Origin of the sequence: Limosilactobacillus antri DSM 16041 (assembly GCF_000160835.1) — a bacterium.
Classification (GTDB): Bacteria; Bacillota; Bacilli; order Lactobacillales; family Lactobacillaceae; genus Limosilactobacillus; species Limosilactobacillus antri.
In genome coordinates this window covers 224,223-241,670 of sequence record NZ_GG700732.1, presented here as the reverse complement: position 1 = coordinate 241,670, position 17,448 = coordinate 224,223, and the positions used below count along the sequence as shown (strand labels likewise).

Here is a 17,448-nt window from a genome sequence, read left to right as displayed (position 1 = left end):
CGCTGAAACACTTCTGGAAGCTCATCCTAACCCCAGCTAGTGAGCTAAAATACGATAACTACTGGCGGCGGGCCAACTTCAGCTATGCCCAATTGACCGATGTCGAAGTCATTCATCGTCTCCTCAGCTTTGATGAGGACCTCCAGCAGGCTTACCGCTACTACCAGGACTTAATCTTCGCTGTCAGTCGGCGGAGTCGCAGTCAACTGAACCAATTGCTTACTACCAAGCTAACGGTGCTTCCGCAGCCCCTGCAAAAGGTACAGCGGACATTACGCCAACACAAGAAAGAGATTCTGCATAGCTTTAAGTATGAGGGCTACACTAATGGTCCCGTTGAAGGAACCAACAATAAGATCAAGGTCATCAAGCGAGTGGCTTATGGATTCAGAAACTTTGCCAATTTCAGAATCCGGATATTGCTTGCGCTTCTTAACACTTATATCGCCATTAACCGGAAGAACAAGCAAACAGCCCGTGCCAAAGTCCAGACACGAGTTGCTTAACAAAACTTATTCGATTTTCTCATCAGTACTTCTTGACGAAGAGCCGGCTTTTTTCACTTATTCGATGTGACAAACAATAAATTAATTATTCTTTACGACGCTTTTTACCAAATGCCAATAAGCCTGCAACTCCTAAGGCAAGTAAGCCTAAGATTCCTTCATGCTTTAATTGTTCATTGCCAGTTTGCGGTAATTGAGCAACTTGTTTTTGTGCTACTGGTGTGGTGGCATTAGCGTTGTTTACATTGCTTATGCTAACTGAACTGCCTGCTGAAGAAGTAGTTTGTCCATTAGTAGGAATATTACCATTTCCAGCTGGTGTTGTAGTTGGCGTCATTGGTTTTTCGTTTGGCGTGTAAACTACTGGAGTATTTTCACCCGGATTCTCAGGAGTTACTGTTGAAACATTTGGTGTATATCCTGGAATTTCCGGTACTGGTTCATTCGGCGTCACTTCAGTTGAATTATTTGGGTTCGTTGGGTATTGCGGTTGTGGAACATTTGGCAATGGCTTCCCATCCGGACCGACTGGAATAATATGACCATTTGGCGTGTACGTTACCGTAACCACCTTATTCAAGTCATCAGGGGTAATGGTTGCACCACCAGCAACGGTCTTGTCTGCGTGATAGCCCGCTACTACTGGCGTGTCAACATTGCCAAAGGTGTGGCTAGCGACGTTCCAGTCAGTTTCACTAACAATCTTACCAGTTACCTTATCAACCACGGCACTCTTAGTAAAGGTAAAGTGCTGAACATTGTTAGCCGGCGTCTGGTCACCAGCCCCAACGTAGTGAATGGTCTGAGTTCCAGTTGCCTCCAAGTCATTCTTAGCGGTCCCGTCTGGCCACTTTGGACCGTTTGGATCGTTCGGATTGATTGGCTGACCTGGTTGTCCTGGATTTTCTGGCGTTACAGGCACAAGCTCGTGTTCAACATTAATCACAATGTTTTGGGCACCTTTACTAATTGTCGTTGGAATTACAGCGTCTGGATTAAGAACTTTATAACCCTTGTTTTCAAGGTCTGTAATTACAGTATTCTTATCATAGGTAAAGCCAGTCCCCACATCTTGTTCACCACTGCTCTTACCGTATTGCGGCAAGTTGACATTATCCGTTACATCATGAACGATCACAGTGATTGATCCCTGCTGAATTGGCGTATAAATAACCTGCGTATCTTTTCCAGGATCTTCTGGCGTAACCGTTTGTTCTTGCGGAGTATAACCAGGAATAGCAGGAACTGGCTCATCCGGTTTAACCCCGGTTGGATCATTAGGATTATTCTGATATTGCGGTTGCGGTGCGTTTGGTATTACTTCTCCATTCGGTAAAACTGGAATAATTTTCCCTAATGGCAAATATTTTAATTCAATGTTTTGTGTCTGTTCTACATAAGGATTTGGAAAGACATAATTACCATTTTGAATACTCAAAGATGTTGGGCCAAGTGAGCTTTGACTTGAAGGATAAACAATTCCTTTTAAATTATTAGGATCATATTGCTGCTGACCATTAATATAAATATCACATTGCATCAACCCATTTTGTGAAATTTGGTGCCATACCTCTTTTATTAATTGTCCGCTTGCACTTACCCACTCATTTGTGTAGGTTCCTCCATCATAAAATTGTGAAATAGTTCCATTAGCACGACTACTATTAATCAAATAATAACCCTTAATAACTATTTGGTCGTTTTTTTCAGCTGAATATACCTGTCCTGTGAGTCCCGTTTGTGTGTAAGGCTGTATTCCCGATATTTCTTCTCCTGTTTTTTCGTTTACATATTTAATAGTTTGAGTTACTTTTTTCGGCATTATATCTCCCCACGCATTAGATACACTATCTGCAGCATAAGGATTAGGATTCTCTTTGATAAGAGCCTGGTACTTTCCATAACCAAATGTAAAAGCTAAGCCGTAATTATTATTAAGTTCATTAATACTTATTCCATTCTTCCCAAAATTATAAATATCAATTTTAGAACCTTGATATGGCCCTTCATAGCTTTGCATCTCCCCAATATTTATTGTCCCATTACTATACTGCTGCGTATATTGGTCGTTTGTAATATAGTAATTTAAGATTCCTCCTGGCTCATTACGATTAGTAGCTAAAGTAATTACCATATTTAAAGGCGTATACGCATTATTGGTTAATTGACCATTAGTTAAATGGAATTGATCAATAATATATTGATTTTGAGGTATTATTCCATTGGTATTAGGATAACCTGGCGCATCTGTAATACTTGCTTGTTGAGTATTTAATGACACTTGGGAATTATGAAAAGAGTCATTAGATCCACTTGCAGCCATCACGGGCATCAAACTTGGGTTATTATTAGTTAACCCAGCGCTCATTTGAGATGATTGACTGCTAGCAGTTGCTGTTTTATTAGCTACTGATGAGGAATTTATTGAGCTAGAACTGTTAGAAGTAGCTGTAACTTCCCCACTTGCTGTATGCACCTGATTATTTTGGTTAGAACTTGCGCTTACTGGGGCACTAGCACTTTCAACCGCGCTAGATTGATTTGACGCATCATTGCTCCCTGGTAAACTTGCCTGGGGCGTTGTTTCAGTAATTGCTGTACCATTGTCATTAGAAGCATAAGCCGTTTGCGACAACTGGGTTCCCATAATAAAAGAACCAAGTAAGATAGAGGCAACCCCAATTGAAAGTTTACGCAATGTAAAACGATCTTGCCTATCATCTATCTTTCGTTGAAGCTCACGATTATTATTTTTCGATAACATCAAAACCCTCCTTTTGACTACTAAATTAACTTTTCATTGTCAGTAATCATTAACTGTTTCTACAAATAGGACTTGCCTGTCAATCAAACCTATCCATCGTTCATTATAAGTAAAATTATATTTATCATCAAGGCAGATTGTAAAATTTAAGTTGAACATTTAAGTGGACAGAAAAACCCATCAAGGTCTTTAATGGTGTTACCACAACATTCCATTAGAAAGAAGGACCTTAATGGGCACCACTATTTTATCATTCCAGAACCGTGTTGTCATTGAAACGCTTCATAATGAAGGACGTTCCTTGCGATATATCGCTAACTACTTAGGCTTTAGTAAGACCACGATCTTTAACGAACTTCACCGACTAAATGGTGAGTATCAGGCTGAGCTAGCGCAAACTGACTTTGAACGCAAGGTTAGTCAACGGGGGCGGAAGTCTTCGCTCACTAAAAACCTTAAACACTTGGTCGAGGAAAAGATTCAAGTCCAGAAGTGGTCCCCTGAACAAGTTGCCCATGTGGTTGGGATTGCCTACAAGACGGTCTATAACTGGATTGATCAAGGATGGCTTGATGTACAGCTGCCCGATTTGCCTGATCATGGAATTCGTCGTCATCGTGCTAAAGAAAAGCGTGGTACGTTCAGTCACGGCCGCTCAATTGAGGAGCGTCCTCATAAAATCGAAACTCGCCAGGAATTTGGCCACTTTGAAGCTGATACCGTACCTTCTGGCAAACGTAAAGGTCAAGCTGTGGCTGCTTTTGTGGAGCGTAAGAGTCGCCTGACAATTGTTAAACGGCTCCATAGTCGCGACAGTCAGTCCATGACTCAAGCCGTACTTGAACTAGCTAGTCAACTTCAAGACAAGCTCAAGACGCTTACCGTGGATCATGGTAAAGAGTTCGCTAACTATCAGACAATTGAACGGCAAACTGGTACTCAGGTTTATTTTGCCCATGCTTATTCACCACATGAACGCGGTAGTAATGAGAACCGTAACCGAGTTTTGCGACGCTTTATTCCCAAGGGCCAACCCATTAAGCAATCCCTTCTCTACCTCCACCAAGCAGTCCAAGCTATCAATACCAAGCCCCGCAAACTTCTTTACTACCACACCGCTCAACAATGTTTTCATCAATATTTAGCTTCATAGCCATGTTGCACTTGAGTTGACAATTCGGGATTATTTTTATTTACTACTTAAAATCTATTGCAGTTTCCCCGCCATCTAATGGTATCCTAGTAATAGTAACTTTTAAGGATGATGAAAAATGAGCCAGCATGTAACCATTGACGACGTTGCTAAAGCGGCCGGCGTTTCCGTTACAACAGTTTCACGGATTATTAATGGCCACTATTCCGCAAGCGGCACAATGCTTTTGCCCGTTGAAACTGTCTTTCGCCCCTCAATTTAACTTCTCAATCAATTACTAAAAGGAGTAACAATAATTATGGCAGATAAGCTTACCCACTTTAATGACCAGGACCGGGCCCGCATGGTTGACGTGACCGCTAAAAAGGTGACGGCGCGCTTGGCTCGGGCAACCGGTCAGATTCATATGCACCCGACTACCCTCCAGCAAATTACCGCTGGCCACATTAAAAAAGGCGACGTTCTGGCCGTCGCCCAAGTGGCCGGAATTATGGCGGCAAAACGGACCGCCGAACTAATCCCCATGTGCCACTTGATTCCTTTGACCGGGGTCGACATTCATTTTCATGACAATGGTCATGATACGATTACTGCTGATGCAGTAGTTAAGACGAAGCATGTCACCGGCGTAGAAATTGAAGCACTATTAGCTATTCAAACCGCCTTATTAACAATTTATGACATGTGTAAAGCAATTGACCGGGGAATGGTTATTGGTAATGTTCACCTAGTCGAAAAAGACGGTGGCAAGAGTGGCCACTTCATTTTTGCTCAACCAGATAACTAGTCTATAAAAAAAGGGACCACCAAGATGCAATTTTAGATACTTGTGGTCCTCTTTTCATTACTTACTACGAGTGAATGCCAAGGGCAATCTTTGCGTAGCGGGTCATCATATCTTGATTCCACCGCGGCTGCCAAACGAGATCAATCTTACACTTGTTGACCCCTTTGACCGCAAGGGTTTGTTCAATTATTTGCTGACTTAACATACTGCTAACCGGACATCCCATGGTAGTTAACGTCATCGTAATCACACATAAACATTGTTTATTAACATGAACATCATAAATCAATCCTAAGTTAACAATATCGATGCCTAACTCTGGATCAATTACAGATTGCAAAGCGGTCATGACCCGATTTTCAACCGGTGAAAATGGTGCGCCAGTATTTTGATCTGCTGCCATAATGCTAACCACCAATCTGACTCATATGCCGCCAGGTCGGCGCGGGGCTAATAATCTGCTGGGGATTTTTCATCGCCATCTGGTGATTGAGTGGCTTATTGTCTAACGCCCTTTGAACAACGTGTTTAAACGCCGTAAAATCATTTATCATTGGACGAATATTTAGCTCTTCGTTCCAATATAAACAGGCTTTAACGTATCCATCTGCAGTAATTCTAATTCGATCACACGACTTGCAGAACCGTTCAGAGATGGGGTGAATTAGCCCAAAGCTTCCCTGGTAGCCGGCAATCTGGTAGTTATCTGCAGGCCCATTACCCGGTAACGTTAACGGTGAATATTTAAGTCCGGCCCGGCGACATTCATCAAATATGTGCGTTAATGGCACATATTCCTGTTGCCAATCACTAATCTCTTGACCAATAGGCATATACTCAATAAAGCGCACATTAATTTTATGATCCTTCGTGTAGTTGATAAAGTCCATTATCTCCTGATCGTTTTCTCCCCGGACGACGACTGTGTTGATCTTGATGATTTTAAAGTTTTCCCGCTCAGCTGCCGCAATTCCTTGAAGAACGTGCTTAATATTACCACCACGGGTCATTTTCTTATAAACCTCAGGGTCAAAGGTATCTAATGAAATATTCAGCCGATCTAATCCTGCTTCTTTAAGGTCTTTTGCTTGGTACTTAAGGGCGGTACCGTTAGTTGTAGCTGAAATATCAGTTATTTCTGGAATTTGCCGAATTCGGTAGATAATCGTAGCTAAATCCCTCCGCAGCAATGGCTCGCCACCGGTCAAACGCACCTTTGTAACCCCTAATCGGGCAAAATTTTGGACTAATCGGACAATCTCGTCCTGACTCATAATTTTATCTTGGGAGAAAAAGTCTAATCCGGCCGCGGGCATACAATAAACACACCGTAAGTTACACCTGTCAGTTATCGAAAGCCGGAGATAATCAATTTTTCGTTGAAAATGATCATAAAGCTGCTCCATTAATATCCACCTCATTATCTTAATAACATCTACCTATATTAATTATTAATGATCCTACGAGATGATTAAATTGGCTTTTTCCCTGAATTTTATTTTGCATCGTTAAATCGAGTAGGAAATAATTGATTAATTCAATTAACGACCTCTCACATCACCGTACGTACGGTTTCGTATACGGCGGTTCGACAACTTAGTCACTTTTGAATTGACTGGAGTGTCTTGGACATATTTATTAGTCCAAGGTGCTTCAGTTTTTGATTAATGTCTTTAGACCTAGTTGAGTACGCGAACGAAGCGAGTGTGCGAAACAAAAACCACCTGCTATGCGGGTGGGCGATAAAAATCATCTGAAACTTGAAAGCCCAGAATTACGGTAATTGGCCGTGATCCTGAGCTTCCTCACTATAAAAATAGAAAACGCAAGAACTCTCGCGTTATACTTAAATCGCCAAAAACAAGTAGAAAGGGAGTCTTGCACAATAAAAAGTATAACTCAAATCCGGGCAGCGCACGATACTAAAAACCTAATTTCTTCTTTTATCAGCGCAATTGGTCTAGGTCAGCTCAGTAAGCGGATTAACTTTAAACGCCACTCTACTATTCCTTTGACCGCCATTATTACTTGGCTGTTTGAAGTTGCCTTTAGTCGTCGTTCTTTCTATCGAGCACAGCCTAGCCAGTTGTTTAGTTCACGTACGGTTAGAAATGTTCTGAACGATGGTCGGATTAACTGGCAGAAATTACTATGTCTGGTGACCATCAAGATGGCTTCAATTCTTACCCCATTTATTGATAAACGGCGACGGTTAGCTTTAATCGTTGACGATGCCCCAATTGAGCGACCGTACTCGACTAAAACCAAATTATTGGCGAAAATCTATGATCATGACCAACACAAATATTCAACCGGCTATCGAGGAGTGATGGCAATACCTTCTTACCAGTCACCTTGGCCTTAATGTCAACCAAGAAGAAGACTAATCTCGTTGGTACTAAATCCAGTACGACTAATCAACGGACGATCGCTGGTCAACGTCGTTCTCAGGCGCAACGTAAAATGAATGAAGTAGTTCTGGAGTTAATCAAGCAAGCACTTAATTTTGGTGTATCAGCTAAATACGTCTTATTTGATAGCTGGTATAGTTCTCCACAGATGTTCTGGCGCCTTAAGCAACTAGGATTAGATAGTGTGGCGATGCTTAAGCGCAGTTCTAAAGTATATTATCGCTATCGGGGACGGGCTTATAGTATTAAGGCCTTATATTTACGCCTGCTTCATTCTAAACGTCCGCAAGGTAAACAGTATTTTTATAGCAGTGTCGTTGAGGCTGAATTTCAAGGCCACCATTTCCCAATGAAAGTTGTTTTCGTCGCTAAAAAAGGTGTTAAGAATCAATATTTAGTTTTAGCATCAACTAATCCTAAACTGACACCCCAACAGATCATCCAATTATATAGTCGGCGGTGGTCAATTGAAACTTATTTCAAGACTGCCAAACAATACTTGCGGCTTAATAAAGACGATCGGACACTTGGTGACTTATTCTATCTGATGAATGATAGCTTGCCAGAAGTTAAATTTATTGAGGCATTGGTCTACCTATTGAAGACATTACAGTCACAGGAAGTAGACTTCATCGATCAAACAATTAATCAATTCATAGCTTATTTACCGCATAATGTTCAAACCATTCTTCAAGCAGCCGTTTGAAACTAATTTTATTAAAGAAAAGCCAGAGCTGGCATGGGCTTTGGCCCTTTTGAGTACTTTCAAGTTTTAGCTAATTAATTTAATCTTTTTATCAATATGCGAAGTAAATTGCTGAATCTTTACCGGCGACAATTTCAATGTGTCTTGCCAATATAAAATAATCTTTTCCAAGGAAGAAGCAAAGTTTGGCGTATATTTAATCTTCATCTTGTCCCCAGCCGTATTTCCCAAAGCGTTTCTTCATATCTTCTTCGGTAAGGAGTCGATCATCCTCAAAAGATTCTTCAATCATGCGCCGATCATGTTCAATATCAGCTGAGTTTACAATTGGACGATACTGAATTGTCTCATCATCCAACAACTTTGGTTCAAATAAAGCATTTTCGCAGACCTTAAATTGAGCGGGGACGGTTAAGGTCATTGAAGTACCTTGCTTCCGCGCCTTAACAGCTTTATAATTCATCACACTCACCTCGCACATAATTATGCTGCTATTTAACATCCTTAGGCAGGAGGCCCACCGGATTGCTGTCCAAGGCGCCGACGATTTCATGGGCGGTGTAGGGTTCATCAAGGTAGGCGACCTCTTCTGGCGTCAACCTGATCTCAGTGGTCTGGGCCGCGTCGTCGAGGTATCGTTCCTTCGTTGTCCCGACGATCGGGGCCGTACCCCCCTTCGCCCACCGCCAGACCAGCGCAATTTGCGACATCTTAACCTGGTGGCTTGACGCTAGTTCCGCCACCCGTTTGATGATTGGCAGGTCCTGCTGTTCAGCGTAGTCGTACTTAGACCGGGCCGAAGTATCGACTTGGCTCCGTTTTGATGAGCTGTTCCAGGTTGGTCGCGCTAGGTGTCCGCCAGCTAAGGGACTGTACGGCATCAGCATCACCCCATCCTGCTTGCAGATTGGGATCAGTTCCCATTCGTCTTCCCGGTACAGGAGGTTGTAGTAGTTCTCCATCGCGACGAACCGGTGCCAGCCGTGTTGCGCCGCGACGTGCTGCATATTCTGGAACTGGTAGCCGTACATGGCGGACGCCCCGATCGCGTGAACCGGTGAATGATGTAGAGGTCCAGGTAGTCGGTCCCGAGCCGTTTCAGGGTTCCGTCAATTTCCCGGTTGATAGCTTCCTTGGAGAGGCAGCCGTCGTTAAAGTAGACCTTGCTGGCAATTGCCACCTGGTCCCGGGGAACCCCGTGCTTACGGAGCGCCCGGCCAATAAACTCTTCACTCGTTCCGGCACCATAGACGTTGGTGGTGTCAAAGAAATTGATCCCCAGGTCGAGAGCGTGCCGCACCATCTTGTCGGTCTGTTCCTCATCCAGGATCCAGCGGTAGGTTTTCACCGCCGGAATCCCGAAGCTCATCCCTCCGACCGCTAGCTTGGAAATCCTGATCGCCGTTCCCGGAATATGACTGTATTTCATTTGCCGCCCTCCTAACTGCTTGCTAGTTTCAGTATAAGGACGGCGCCGGGCAATGTTAAATGCTTATCGTCGATAGCGATCGATCTAAAAAGTAAATATTAAAGCTGCTCGTAGAGTGGTAGCAAATCACTAATGGTCGCTAAAATATAATCTTCCATGTCGGCAACGGCATCCCGGCCCCGAAAGGCAAACTTGCCTAGGAGAAAACTCGTCTGCGCAGCTGTGTTATTAAAAGTCTGCTGTTTTCCCTGGTCATTAAGGTACTCTGCTAGTGATAAATGGTCGGCAAACTCCATCTCATCTTTATCCCACAGGTACCAGTGAGCGGGATCGATTCCGGCCGCCCATAACGGAATCTGTGCCAGCAGCTGATTATACTCGGCCGCCGTCCCGGTCCGCTGGGCACTCTTGTAGTGTTGAAACATCAGGTAAACCTGGAACTGCTTGCGGTCCAGCATCACCCCAATACAGGGGTTGGCACCCGCCAGCCGGGCCAGACGGTAAGCGGCCCAATAGTGGTCACGCAGGTTCCAGCCATTCGTCCAGCTTTCAACGTGGGCATTAGCAAACTTGCCCGCTGGCAGCTCTTTCGCCACGTTCTGCTGCACCTGCTTCCAAGTTTGCCAAACACTTTTAAACTTAGCTTTTAATTGGTCAACCTCAGCGGGCGTCCGCTGTTCCTTGATCTTTTTGAAAGAGAACTCCGGCTGGTCAAAGATGGCATACATTTCTTCAGTTAAGGCGGTCATTGACGTGCCCTGTCGCCGTGCTTTTCCAATTTGCTCCTTCATCAAATCACCTCGGAATCATCATAGCATAATTGTATTTTTTGCGGAATCGGCAGCTGCTTGCCATCAGGTAGGAATTTTGCTATGCTAACGGGTAAATACATGAGTTCCCACCGGGGAAGCCGAATAACCAACGTTTTCGTTAGGTCGTTGAAGAAAACGCTGCTTGTTCGGCATTTTTTATTTGAGGAGGAAATAATCATGGCATGGATCTACTTATTAATTGCGGGAATTTTTGAAGTGGTTTGGGCGACGGCAATGAAGCTCAGCAATGGCTTCTCGATTCTTTCATATTCAATCCTGACCATTATCGGAATGGTGATCTCGTTTGCCGGGTTAATTTTGGCTTCTAAACATTTACCATTAAGCCTCGCCTATCCCGTCTGGACGGGAATTGGGGCTGTCGGTTCAATTATCGTCGGGGTTGCTTTATTCCATGATCACCTGTCACCTAGCACATGGTTGTTCGTCATCCTGCTAGTTATCGGTCTTATCGGTATTAAGCTAACGACTAATCACTAACGCTTCTTTTTCCATAACAAGAACAGACTTTTCAAATCAACTTGCATGATTGCGCTTGCTAGTATTAAAAGTGCTCCCCCAACCACTAACCGCGGAGTGACTGCATCGTAACCAAGGAGAACGGATAGCACGGCCGCGAAGAACGATTCCATCATTAAGATTAAACTGGCCGAAACCGTATCGGTGTGCATCTGGCCAGTAATTTGCATCGCCTGACCGAGAAAAGTAATCACAATTGCCAAAATGATAATTGGGAGCAATGCTTTCGCCCAGTGAACCTGGCCTAATGTTGAACGTTCGCCTACTAAAACGGTTAGCCAACCATAAGTAGCTTGCCAAGAACTAACCATAAAAAGGACAACCCAGGTACTAGAAAACCGCGCCGAAAATTTACTAAAGAAAATAATTTCCAAGGCCCAAAAAATCGTCGCAATTAGGGTCAGCAAGTCGCCATACTGAAGGTGCAAGCTATTTTGACCAATGTTAGTCAGGATAGCCATCCCGATAATCGCTAGTGCAATTGCAAAATACGTTTTGCGCAGCGGACGCTCATGCCAGAATAACCAAAGGATTAACGGCGCGATGATAACATACAGGGCCGTAATAAATGAACTTTTTGCGGGAGTAGTATACCGTAATCCGGCAGTCTGTAAATAGTAGGCCAGGTATTCACTAGCCCCAATCAAAGCACCGAGCTTAATATCCTGCGGGGTCATGTGGTTGATCTGCCGGTGAAACAGCAAGTAGCCAAATAAGGCACTGATTGTCCCCCGGCAGGCGTTAATCAATCCCGAATGCATCCCCGATTCCGTTGCCTGTTTAAGAAAAATATAACTGCTCCCCCACAAAATAGTTGCCAGCAAAAGGAGCAGGGCAGCTTGTTTTTTACTAATTTTCATTACTTTGCCCCTAACTTTTAATTGAATTCTTGATGGACACGATCATTAGCACTCATGCCAGCTTCCTAAAAACAGGATAACAGTTTTTTTACCCGTCATCCTGTTTCTAATTATCTTAAGTTATTCGGCCGCTGCTGCTTATCTTTATGGTGGTTAAGGATATGCCGCTGAATCAAATCCAGGACCTCCTGGTTTTGGGGCAGGGCTGAATGCTGGGCCAGCTTGCCGGTTACCGTTACCTGGGTATAGTGCTTGACAACTCCCTGGTAGATGTACTTACCGGCCATGACACTGCTGAGCGGGACCAGACCGTCCTCGACGTAGTTCTCCGATCCAGCCACCGAATACATCGTCAGGTTGCTCGGCAGCTGCTTGCGGTACTTAATAAAGTCGGTCAGCATCTGCGTCCGCCGGTTAGCCGGTTCGGCAAAGTTGTACGGCGTTCCGATCGTCATCAGCCGCTTAATCTTGATCTGCCGTTCGTTAAAGTAGTGCTCCAAGAAATAGGTGTAAACCAGCCCACCGTTAGAGTGGCCGATTCCCTTGAAGTTGTTAAAGTTATACCGGACCTTCAACTGGCTAAAGGCGGCCTTGAACATTTTGGCCTGTTTCTTGATGTTGTTATAGCCATCGTGGTTATTTTCAAAACCAACAACGATAAACGGCTCGTTGTCATTCTGGCGAACCTGGCCGGTGTAGGTGATTTTGCCATCGTTATACACCTTCACCTTTAGCAAACTATGGTTGCGGTGGTCCATCCGGTTGATCTTAGCCACCAGGGTATCGAAGCGGTTCACGGTGGCGCTGCTGCCGGGAATCATAATTACCGGTGACATCCGCGACTGCTGCCGCCGCTGAAGCGTATCAACGCTCTGCCGTGACCAGCAGTAGGAGAAGAAGGTCAGGACCGCAAAAATGCCCACGAAGACCGCAACGATCCACTTGCGCCGTTTAGTCATTTGCATTTTGCAACTCCTCCTTTCCGCCGTTGCTCGAGTTTAAACGCCCACTTGATAAAGGGGATGTAGACGACAATATCCAGGATCAGCAGAGTAATCGAAACCGCCAGTGCCCGCTAATCGCCCCCCGTTCCGATAAACGGGATGAGGATCCCCGGCGTACCGTTGGGCACCGGGTAGACGATCGGCGGGATCATGTGCAGGAAGATAAAGCCGCTAGCGATCACCATGTTGATCACTGGTAAAAAGACAAACGGCAGGACAAAGAACGGGTTGAGGAAGACCTGGGCGCCAAATAAGATTGGCAAACTAGTATTGAAGATCGCAGGTAGGGCGCTCCAGATGGCAACCGTCTGCTGGTTCTTCCGCCGGCCAACCTACAGAATCCCGATCACCAGGGCCAAGGTCACCCCAATCCCGCCAAAGTTAGCAAAGCCGTTGTAGAGTGACGAGGGCGTAAACGGGTACGGGACGTTAACCAGGGTCTTATGGGTCAATGCATAGACCAGGTTGCTGGTCACCTCGTTATTGTAGGCCCCGGTGGACAGGCGGATTGGCTCCGCAAACCCCAGCCAGACCGAAACGGTATTGATGGCCGATAGGAAGACGTTTAATAAGTAATTACTATTTTTGCTAATCAGCGCCGTTACGACCTGGTTGGCGGTAACGTCGAAGTTAAAGACCCGCAAGAGGGCGTAGCCGAGGTGGAGCAGGAAGGCCCCGCCAAGGGTCGCCGCCACCAATGGCAGGTTTCCCAGGCTCCTGCTCATTAACTGCTGGTCGCTGGACCGGATATTAGCAATCCGAAATTCACGTCCCCACTTAACAAAGAGCAGACCGATCGCATAGCCCAGCAGGGTGGCCACGATCAGCCAACCGGCGTTGTAGTACCGCATATCAACCGTCTGCGTCCCCCGCCCACTATGCAGGAAAATCAGGAAGTAGGACGCCACGGCCGTTAACCCGGCGATAATGTTGGGCCGCCTGTAATGATAAGTGGTCAGCGTGGCGCTCGTAAAGGCCGCGTATGGCGATGCCAGGCCAATGGTTGCCAGAGTAACGTCATTAAACAGCTGCCGCCAGAACTGCAGGTGGGGTAACCACTGGCGAACCCGAAAAATGCTGGCCAAAAAGCCGTTGCTAGCCAGCAAAGTGTCGCTAATCATCCAGGCAAATGACCCGATTAAGGCCACGGGAAAGAGGATAATCATCGTCTGCTGCACGATGTTGATAAATGGCCGCTCGTTAAACCAAGTTGCCCAGTCGACAAATCGTCGTTTCTTTTTCATGAGGTACCTCCAATTTTATTACTTACCTAGTATAAGCCTAGTTCGTAAAAAAGAGGACGGAAATTTTCCTCCTCTTTAATGCCATTAATATCAGTTGACCGCGACACGCTGGAAGTATGGTCGTAACTACCCTTTCCAAGACGAAAAAGGAGGCCGGGAATTAACTCAGTTAAAACACGAACAGTGCGGTACACAAATGGAGGTCTAAAGCTCAGCAAAGCCGAACTCTAAACCTCCATTTGTGCTCTCTTAAAGACTAGCTGCGCGTCGGCCGGGGTTGCACGACGACGGAGGTGGGACAACAAACTAGGCAAGCTAGTTCCGGCTCACTCCCCATCCCCTAGTGGTCGTTTTCAACACTTAAAACTTTCTTTGAACTAGCGTTGATCGTTACTTCTTTCTCTTGGCTGCCGCTAGCAACCTTAACTTCCCAAACACTCTTATCTTTACCCGTTTGTTCTAGTTTCCATTCAACACTGGAACCCTTTTTGGCCGCCTTTTCCGCAATTGAACTGGCTTCGGCACGGCTAATGGCCTTCTCCGGGGCGAGCTGGTACTTCTTCTCGCCAGCTTCCAATTTCTCCTTCTTGTTAGAAATCACTTTGCCGTCCTTAGCGTTGACCTTTACCTTATATTCGTTGGTCTTATCAAAGCCCTTAACCTTGTATACATACTGACCGTGATCAGCCTCTAATTCAACTTCATTAATCTGCTTACCCTTGTATTTTTGGTGGAACTTATCAATCGCAGCCTGCTGGTCAACCTTAATGTCGGCCTTATTGGCCTTTTGATGGTGGACTGCCTCAACCAAGCCACCATGCTCATGGCTTTCCATTACCCCGTATGTTGCCCCAGCGCCAACTAATAGGCCAACACAAATACAAGCAGTTATGATTAACTTCTTTGACCATTTCGGGTGTTTCTTCCGTTTGCTCTCTGGCGCAGTTGGGAGGTTCTTCTGATCCTTATTCACTTTTTCAGTCATTTCCTTCACTCCTCGTAAATTGTTGTATCATTTGATACTTATATTTTAGGGGAATGCCGGCAAATAATAACCAAAATTAGGTAAAACTATGATGAAGAAATCTTCATTTTTGGACTGGGAAGGAAACCGTAACCACCGTTCCCTGGGGCTGATTAGCTTGAACGGTTATCTGACCATGGTATTTATCAATAATCATTTTGACAATTGATAGTCCGATTCCAGAACCGGGGATTTGACTGGCGTGGGATTCATCTTCCCGGTAAAAGCGTTCAAAAATCTTGGCCCGATTTTCTTCAGCAATTCCCTTCCCCTGGTCAGCAACCCGCAAAATAACTTCTTTAGGCGTTGCCCTTAGACTAATACCAATCGTTGAACCGGCCGGCGAATATTTGGCAGCATTATCAACCAGATTATGAACGAGGCTTTGCCAGTCACCATGGCTGATTTGATAGGTCAACTGCGCAGGCAGGTCGGTCATGAAATGGCGCTGGTAGCTTCCCCGTAATGAGTTAACTTCTGCTTTGACAATGGAGGGCAGGTCGGTTGACGTCACTAGCTTCTGTCCCTGATGACCTTCCAGCAGCAAAAGTTCGCTTACTAACCGCTGCATCCGGTGGGCTTCCTGGTCAATATAGCCAAGCGATTTTGCAATTAACTCGGGATGGTCATCCCCGTGGCGTTTAATCAGGTTCACATGACCCAAAATTCCAGCCAGGGGGGTCTTCAGTTCATGGGAGGCATTCGCAATAAACTCCTTCTCCCGCTGAAGCGCCTTAAATTGCCGTTCCAATAAGTCATTGAACGATTGGGCAACGGTTTGGACCTCCCGCGGTTGTTCAGGAACGGTTAATACCTGCAGCTGGTTGCTCTGCGGGTTAATCTTATTCGTCTGCTGGCTTAAAGCAGTTAATGGCTTCGTCCAGCGGTGGGCTAAGTGGCGAATCAGCGGGATTGATAGGATAATCACAACGAAGTTAATAATGATGGTCAGGCCCAGCAGCCAGCCAGTTAGCTGAACCAAGTCGTCAACATTAATTGCCACCTTAATTCGTCCCCCATCCAGCTTCCCCTGCCTGAGGTAATAAATCCCGTGCCGGGTGATCCGGAGATTTTTAATCTTAACCGCCGCCTTGCTAGTTCGTTTAAAAATTTTATGGGCTTTATGTGTCTGGTACTTCTGCTGGTGGTCATCAATTTCAATCGCATCGTCGTCCTGCCGGGCAACGTATGCCTCTAAGAGTTTTTCCCGGTTGGCGCTGCTGGCCCAGTCCTTTTCGATTGTTTCAATAACTTCATCGGCCTGGTCATCAGCATACCGGTAGATCAAGTTACTAGCATTAACGATAAAGAGCAGGTTGACAACGAGTAAGATGGCAATAAAGAGGGTCAGGAAAAACCGGGTTAACTGACCAGCCGCGGTGATGGAATGGCGGGTGCTCATGATTGTTCACCTAAGACGTAGCCAACTCCCCGAACGGTTCTAATTAAGTTCCGGTAGTCGCCTAACTTATTGCGTAGCGCACGGATATAAACATCGACCGTATTCGTCTGCCCGGCAAAGTCATACCCCCAAATCTGGTTAAGCAGGTCATCACGGCTTTTGACAATGCCAGGATCCTTCATCAACGCGGCCATCAGGGCGAACTCTTTCGGGGTTAAATGAATCTCACGGCCAGCCACCGAGAACCGGTGCCTTAACAGGTCCAAATTAAACGGACCAAAAGCATATCCCCCGGGGAGTGTTTGCTCCCGGTTTATCCGGCGCAAGATCACCCTGATTCGGGCAAGCAGTTCTTCAATTTCAAACGGCTTGGTAATGTAATCGTCGAGCCCCTGGTCCAAGGCCAGCCGGATGTCGGCAGTTTGGCTTCGGGCAGTAATCATAATCACCGGAACATCACTAGTTTGCCGAATCCGTCGTAGGACCGTCAAGCCATCGTAGCCGGGCAACATCCAGTCAAGCAGGATTAAGGTAACGTGCGTTTTTTCAAATAACGTGAGGGCTTCCCGCCCGTCTTTCGCCCAAATTACCTCATAGCCTTCTAGCTCCAGTTCCGTAATCATAAAACTGGCAAGGCTCTCTTCGTCTTCTACCAATAGAATTTTTACTTTTTGCATCCCTTTTTCCTCACTTCTAACCTTAGTAAACTATTAAACCAATTATAAGCTTTTTCATGGGGAAAGTTCTATTGTTTATCCCGCTTTTATCTTAATCGGGTAGCAAGCTTAATAAAAAATCCTGAATTGGGG

Annotated in this window: 17 protein-coding genes and 2 pseudogenes; 6 read left to right on the top strand and 13 right to left on the bottom strand. The window is 45.4% G+C overall.

Features of this window, described 5'->3' with window-relative positions; translation table 11 throughout:
- A partial coding sequence (locus tag HMPREF0494_RS01175) for an ISL3 family transposase (protein ID WP_007123076.1) occupies nt 1-506 on the top strand: 506 nt, incomplete at its 5' end.
- 85 nt (nt 507-591) lie between these two features.
- On the opposite strand, the gene HMPREF0494_RS01170 is transcribed toward HMPREF0494_RS01175, so the two are convergent.
- Entirely contained in the window at nt 592-3,270 is a 2,679-nt protein-coding gene (locus HMPREF0494_RS01170) for a mucin-binding protein (protein WP_050759630.1), read from the bottom strand.
- A 232-nt stretch (nt 3,271-3,502) separates the two neighbouring features.
- On the opposite strand from HMPREF0494_RS01170, the gene HMPREF0494_RS01165 reads away from it, so the two are divergent.
- From HMPREF0494_RS01165 to moaC, 3 genes are all read left to right on the top strand, one after another.
- Nucleotides 3,503-4,423, top strand: coding sequence for an IS30 family transposase (locus tag HMPREF0494_RS01165; protein WP_007123072.1), 921 nt, complete (start codon nt 3,503-3,505; stop codon nt 4,421-4,423).
- A 118-nt stretch (nt 4,424-4,541) separates the two neighbouring features.
- Nucleotides 4,542-4,685: a LacI family DNA-binding transcriptional regulator gene (locus HMPREF0494_RS11710; protein WP_007123071.1), complete on the top strand. Its 144-nt coding sequence runs from the start codon at nt 4,542-4,544 to the stop codon at nt 4,683-4,685.
- Nucleotides 4,686-4,721: 36 nt separating this feature from the next.
- Entirely contained in the window at nt 4,722-5,210 is a 489-nt protein-coding gene (gene moaC, locus HMPREF0494_RS01155) for a cyclic pyranopterin monophosphate synthase MoaC (RefSeq protein ID WP_007123070.1), read from the top strand.
- A 64-nt stretch (nt 5,211-5,274) separates the two neighbouring features.
- Here the strand turns inward: moaC and HMPREF0494_RS01150 are convergent, their stop codons facing one another.
- Both HMPREF0494_RS01150 and moaA read right to left on the bottom strand, forming a co-directional pair.
- Nucleotides 5,275-5,613 (bottom strand): metal-sulfur cluster assembly factor, encoded by a 339-nt coding sequence (locus HMPREF0494_RS01150; protein WP_007123069.1) that lies wholly within the window; start codon nt 5,611-5,613, stop codon nt 5,275-5,277.
- 4 nt (nt 5,614-5,617) lie between these two features.
- Nucleotides 5,618-6,616 (bottom strand): GTP 3',8-cyclase MoaA, encoded by a 999-nt coding sequence (moaA, locus tag HMPREF0494_RS01145; protein WP_040458635.1) that lies wholly within the window; start codon nt 6,614-6,616, stop codon nt 5,618-5,620.
- Between the two features lie 479 nt (nt 6,617-7,095).
- Between moaA and HMPREF0494_RS10870 the strand changes: the two are divergent.
- Nucleotides 7,096-8,327 (top strand): annotated as a pseudogene (locus HMPREF0494_RS10870) (IS4 family transposase).
- A 196-nt stretch (nt 8,328-8,523) separates the two neighbouring features.
- Here the strand turns inward: HMPREF0494_RS10870 and HMPREF0494_RS11435 are convergent.
- The 3 genes and pseudogenes from HMPREF0494_RS11435 to HMPREF0494_RS01120 all read right to left on the bottom strand — a co-directional run bounded on the left by HMPREF0494_RS11435 (nt 8,524) and on the right by HMPREF0494_RS01120 (nt 10,505).
- Entirely contained in the window at nt 8,524-8,790 is a 267-nt protein-coding gene (locus HMPREF0494_RS11435; RefSeq protein ID WP_040458634.1) for a hypothetical protein, read from the bottom strand.
- Nucleotides 8,791-8,818: 28 nt separating this feature from the next.
- Nucleotides 8,819-9,756: pseudogene (locus tag HMPREF0494_RS01125) on the bottom strand (aldo/keto reductase).
- A 98-nt stretch (nt 9,757-9,854) separates the two neighbouring features.
- The gene (locus HMPREF0494_RS01120) at nt 9,855-10,505 is read right to left on the bottom strand and encodes a glucose-6-phosphate 1-dehydrogenase family protein (RefSeq protein ID WP_040458739.1); all 651 of its coding nucleotides are present in this window, start codon (nt 10,503-10,505) and stop codon (nt 9,855-9,857) included.
- 240 nt (nt 10,506-10,745) lie between these two features.
- Here HMPREF0494_RS01120 and HMPREF0494_RS01115 point away from each other — a divergent pair, with 240 nt between their 5' ends.
- Entirely contained in the window at nt 10,746-11,066 is a 321-nt protein-coding gene (locus tag HMPREF0494_RS01115; RefSeq protein WP_040458633.1) for a DMT family transporter, read from the top strand.
- Here HMPREF0494_RS01115 and HMPREF0494_RS01110 read toward each other — a convergent pair.
- The 7 genes from HMPREF0494_RS01110 to HMPREF0494_RS01085 form a co-directional block, all read right to left on the bottom strand.
- Nucleotides 11,063-11,965: a DMT family transporter gene (locus HMPREF0494_RS01110; RefSeq protein WP_007123059.1), complete on the bottom strand. Its 903-nt coding sequence runs from the start codon at nt 11,963-11,965 to the stop codon at nt 11,063-11,065. The two genes, HMPREF0494_RS01115 and HMPREF0494_RS01110, sit on opposite strands and share 4 nt — an antisense overlap.
- A 110-nt stretch (nt 11,966-12,075) precedes the next feature.
- The gene (locus HMPREF0494_RS01105) at nt 12,076-12,930 is read right to left on the bottom strand and encodes an alpha/beta hydrolase (protein WP_007123058.1); all 855 of its coding nucleotides are present in this window, start codon (nt 12,928-12,930) and stop codon (nt 12,076-12,078) included.
- A 110-nt stretch (nt 12,931-13,040) separates the two neighbouring features.
- Nucleotides 13,041-13,232 (bottom strand): hypothetical protein, encoded by a 192-nt coding sequence (locus HMPREF0494_RS11555; RefSeq protein ID WP_007123057.1) that lies wholly within the window; start codon nt 13,230-13,232, stop codon nt 13,041-13,043.
- Nucleotides 13,233-13,301: 69 nt separating this feature from the next.
- Nucleotides 13,302-14,213: a hypothetical protein gene (locus tag HMPREF0494_RS01100; RefSeq protein ID WP_007123056.1), complete on the bottom strand. Its 912-nt coding sequence runs from the start codon at nt 14,211-14,213 to the stop codon at nt 13,302-13,304.
- A 340-nt stretch (nt 14,214-14,553) separates the two neighbouring features.
- A complete protein-coding gene (locus HMPREF0494_RS01095) occupies nt 14,554-15,198 on the bottom strand; it encodes a PepSY domain-containing protein (protein WP_007123055.1) in 645 nt (214 codons plus the stop codon).
- 103 nt (nt 15,199-15,301) lie between these two features.
- The gene (locus HMPREF0494_RS01090; RefSeq protein ID WP_007123054.1) at nt 15,302-16,639 is read right to left on the bottom strand and encodes a sensor histidine kinase; all 1,338 of its coding nucleotides are present in this window, start codon (nt 16,637-16,639) and stop codon (nt 15,302-15,304) included.
- On the bottom strand, nt 16,636-17,316 hold the full coding sequence (locus HMPREF0494_RS01085) for a response regulator transcription factor (RefSeq protein ID WP_007123053.1): 681 nt from the start codon (nt 17,314-17,316) through the stop codon (nt 16,636-16,638). Before HMPREF0494_RS01085 ends, HMPREF0494_RS01090 begins: the two co-directional genes overlap by 4 nt.
- Nucleotides 17,317-17,448: the final 132 nt, after the last annotated feature.

Excerpts from the sequence above, each read along its gene's own strand:
- HMPREF0494_RS11710 (WP_007123071.1), top strand. The coding sequence starts at position 4,542 with ATGAGCCAGCATGTAACCATTGACGACGTTGCTAAAGCGGCCGGCGTT.
- moaA (WP_040458635.1), bottom strand. The coding sequence starts at position 6,616 with ATGGAGCAGCTTTATGATCATTTTCAACGAAAAATTGATTATCTCCGG.
- HMPREF0494_RS01090 (WP_007123054.1), bottom strand. The coding sequence starts at position 16,639 with ATGAGCACCCGCCATTCCATCACCGCGGCTGGTCAGTTAACCCGGTTT.
- HMPREF0494_RS01120 (WP_040458739.1), bottom strand. The coding sequence starts at position 10,505 with ATGACCGCCTTAACTGAAGAAATGTATGCCATCTTTGACCAGCCGGAG.
- HMPREF0494_RS01115 (WP_040458633.1), top strand. The coding sequence starts at position 10,746 with ATGGCATGGATCTACTTATTAATTGCGGGAATTTTTGAAGTGGTTTGG.
- HMPREF0494_RS01170 (WP_050759630.1), bottom strand. The coding sequence starts at position 3,270 with ATGTTATCGAAAAATAATAATCGTGAGCTTCAACGAAAGATAGATGAT.
- HMPREF0494_RS01150 (WP_007123069.1), bottom strand. The coding sequence starts at position 5,613 with ATGGCAGCAGATCAAAATACTGGCGCACCATTTTCACCGGTTGAAAAT.
- HMPREF0494_RS01105 (WP_007123058.1), bottom strand. The coding sequence starts at position 12,930 with ATGCAAATGACTAAACGGCGCAAGTGGATCGTTGCGGTCTTCGTGGGC.
- HMPREF0494_RS01165 (WP_007123072.1), top strand. The coding sequence starts at position 3,503 with ATGGGCACCACTATTTTATCATTCCAGAACCGTGTTGTCATTGAAACG.
- HMPREF0494_RS01110 (WP_007123059.1), bottom strand. The coding sequence starts at position 11,965 with ATGAAAATTAGTAAAAAACAAGCTGCCCTGCTCCTTTTGCTGGCAACT.
- HMPREF0494_RS01085 (WP_007123053.1), bottom strand. The coding sequence starts at position 17,316 with ATGCAAAAAGTAAAAATTCTATTGGTAGAAGACGAAGAGAGCCTTGCC.
- HMPREF0494_RS01100 (WP_007123056.1), bottom strand. The coding sequence starts at position 14,213 with ATGAAAAAGAAACGACGATTTGTCGACTGGGCAACTTGGTTTAACGAG.
- HMPREF0494_RS11435 (WP_040458634.1), bottom strand. The coding sequence starts at position 8,790 with ATGAATTATAAAGCTGTTAAGGCGCGGAAGCAAGGTACTTCAATGACC.
- HMPREF0494_RS01095 (WP_007123055.1), bottom strand. The coding sequence starts at position 15,198 with ATGACTGAAAAAGTGAATAAGGATCAGAAGAACCTCCCAACTGCGCCA.
- moaC (WP_007123070.1), top strand. The coding sequence starts at position 4,722 with ATGGCAGATAAGCTTACCCACTTTAATGACCAGGACCGGGCCCGCATG.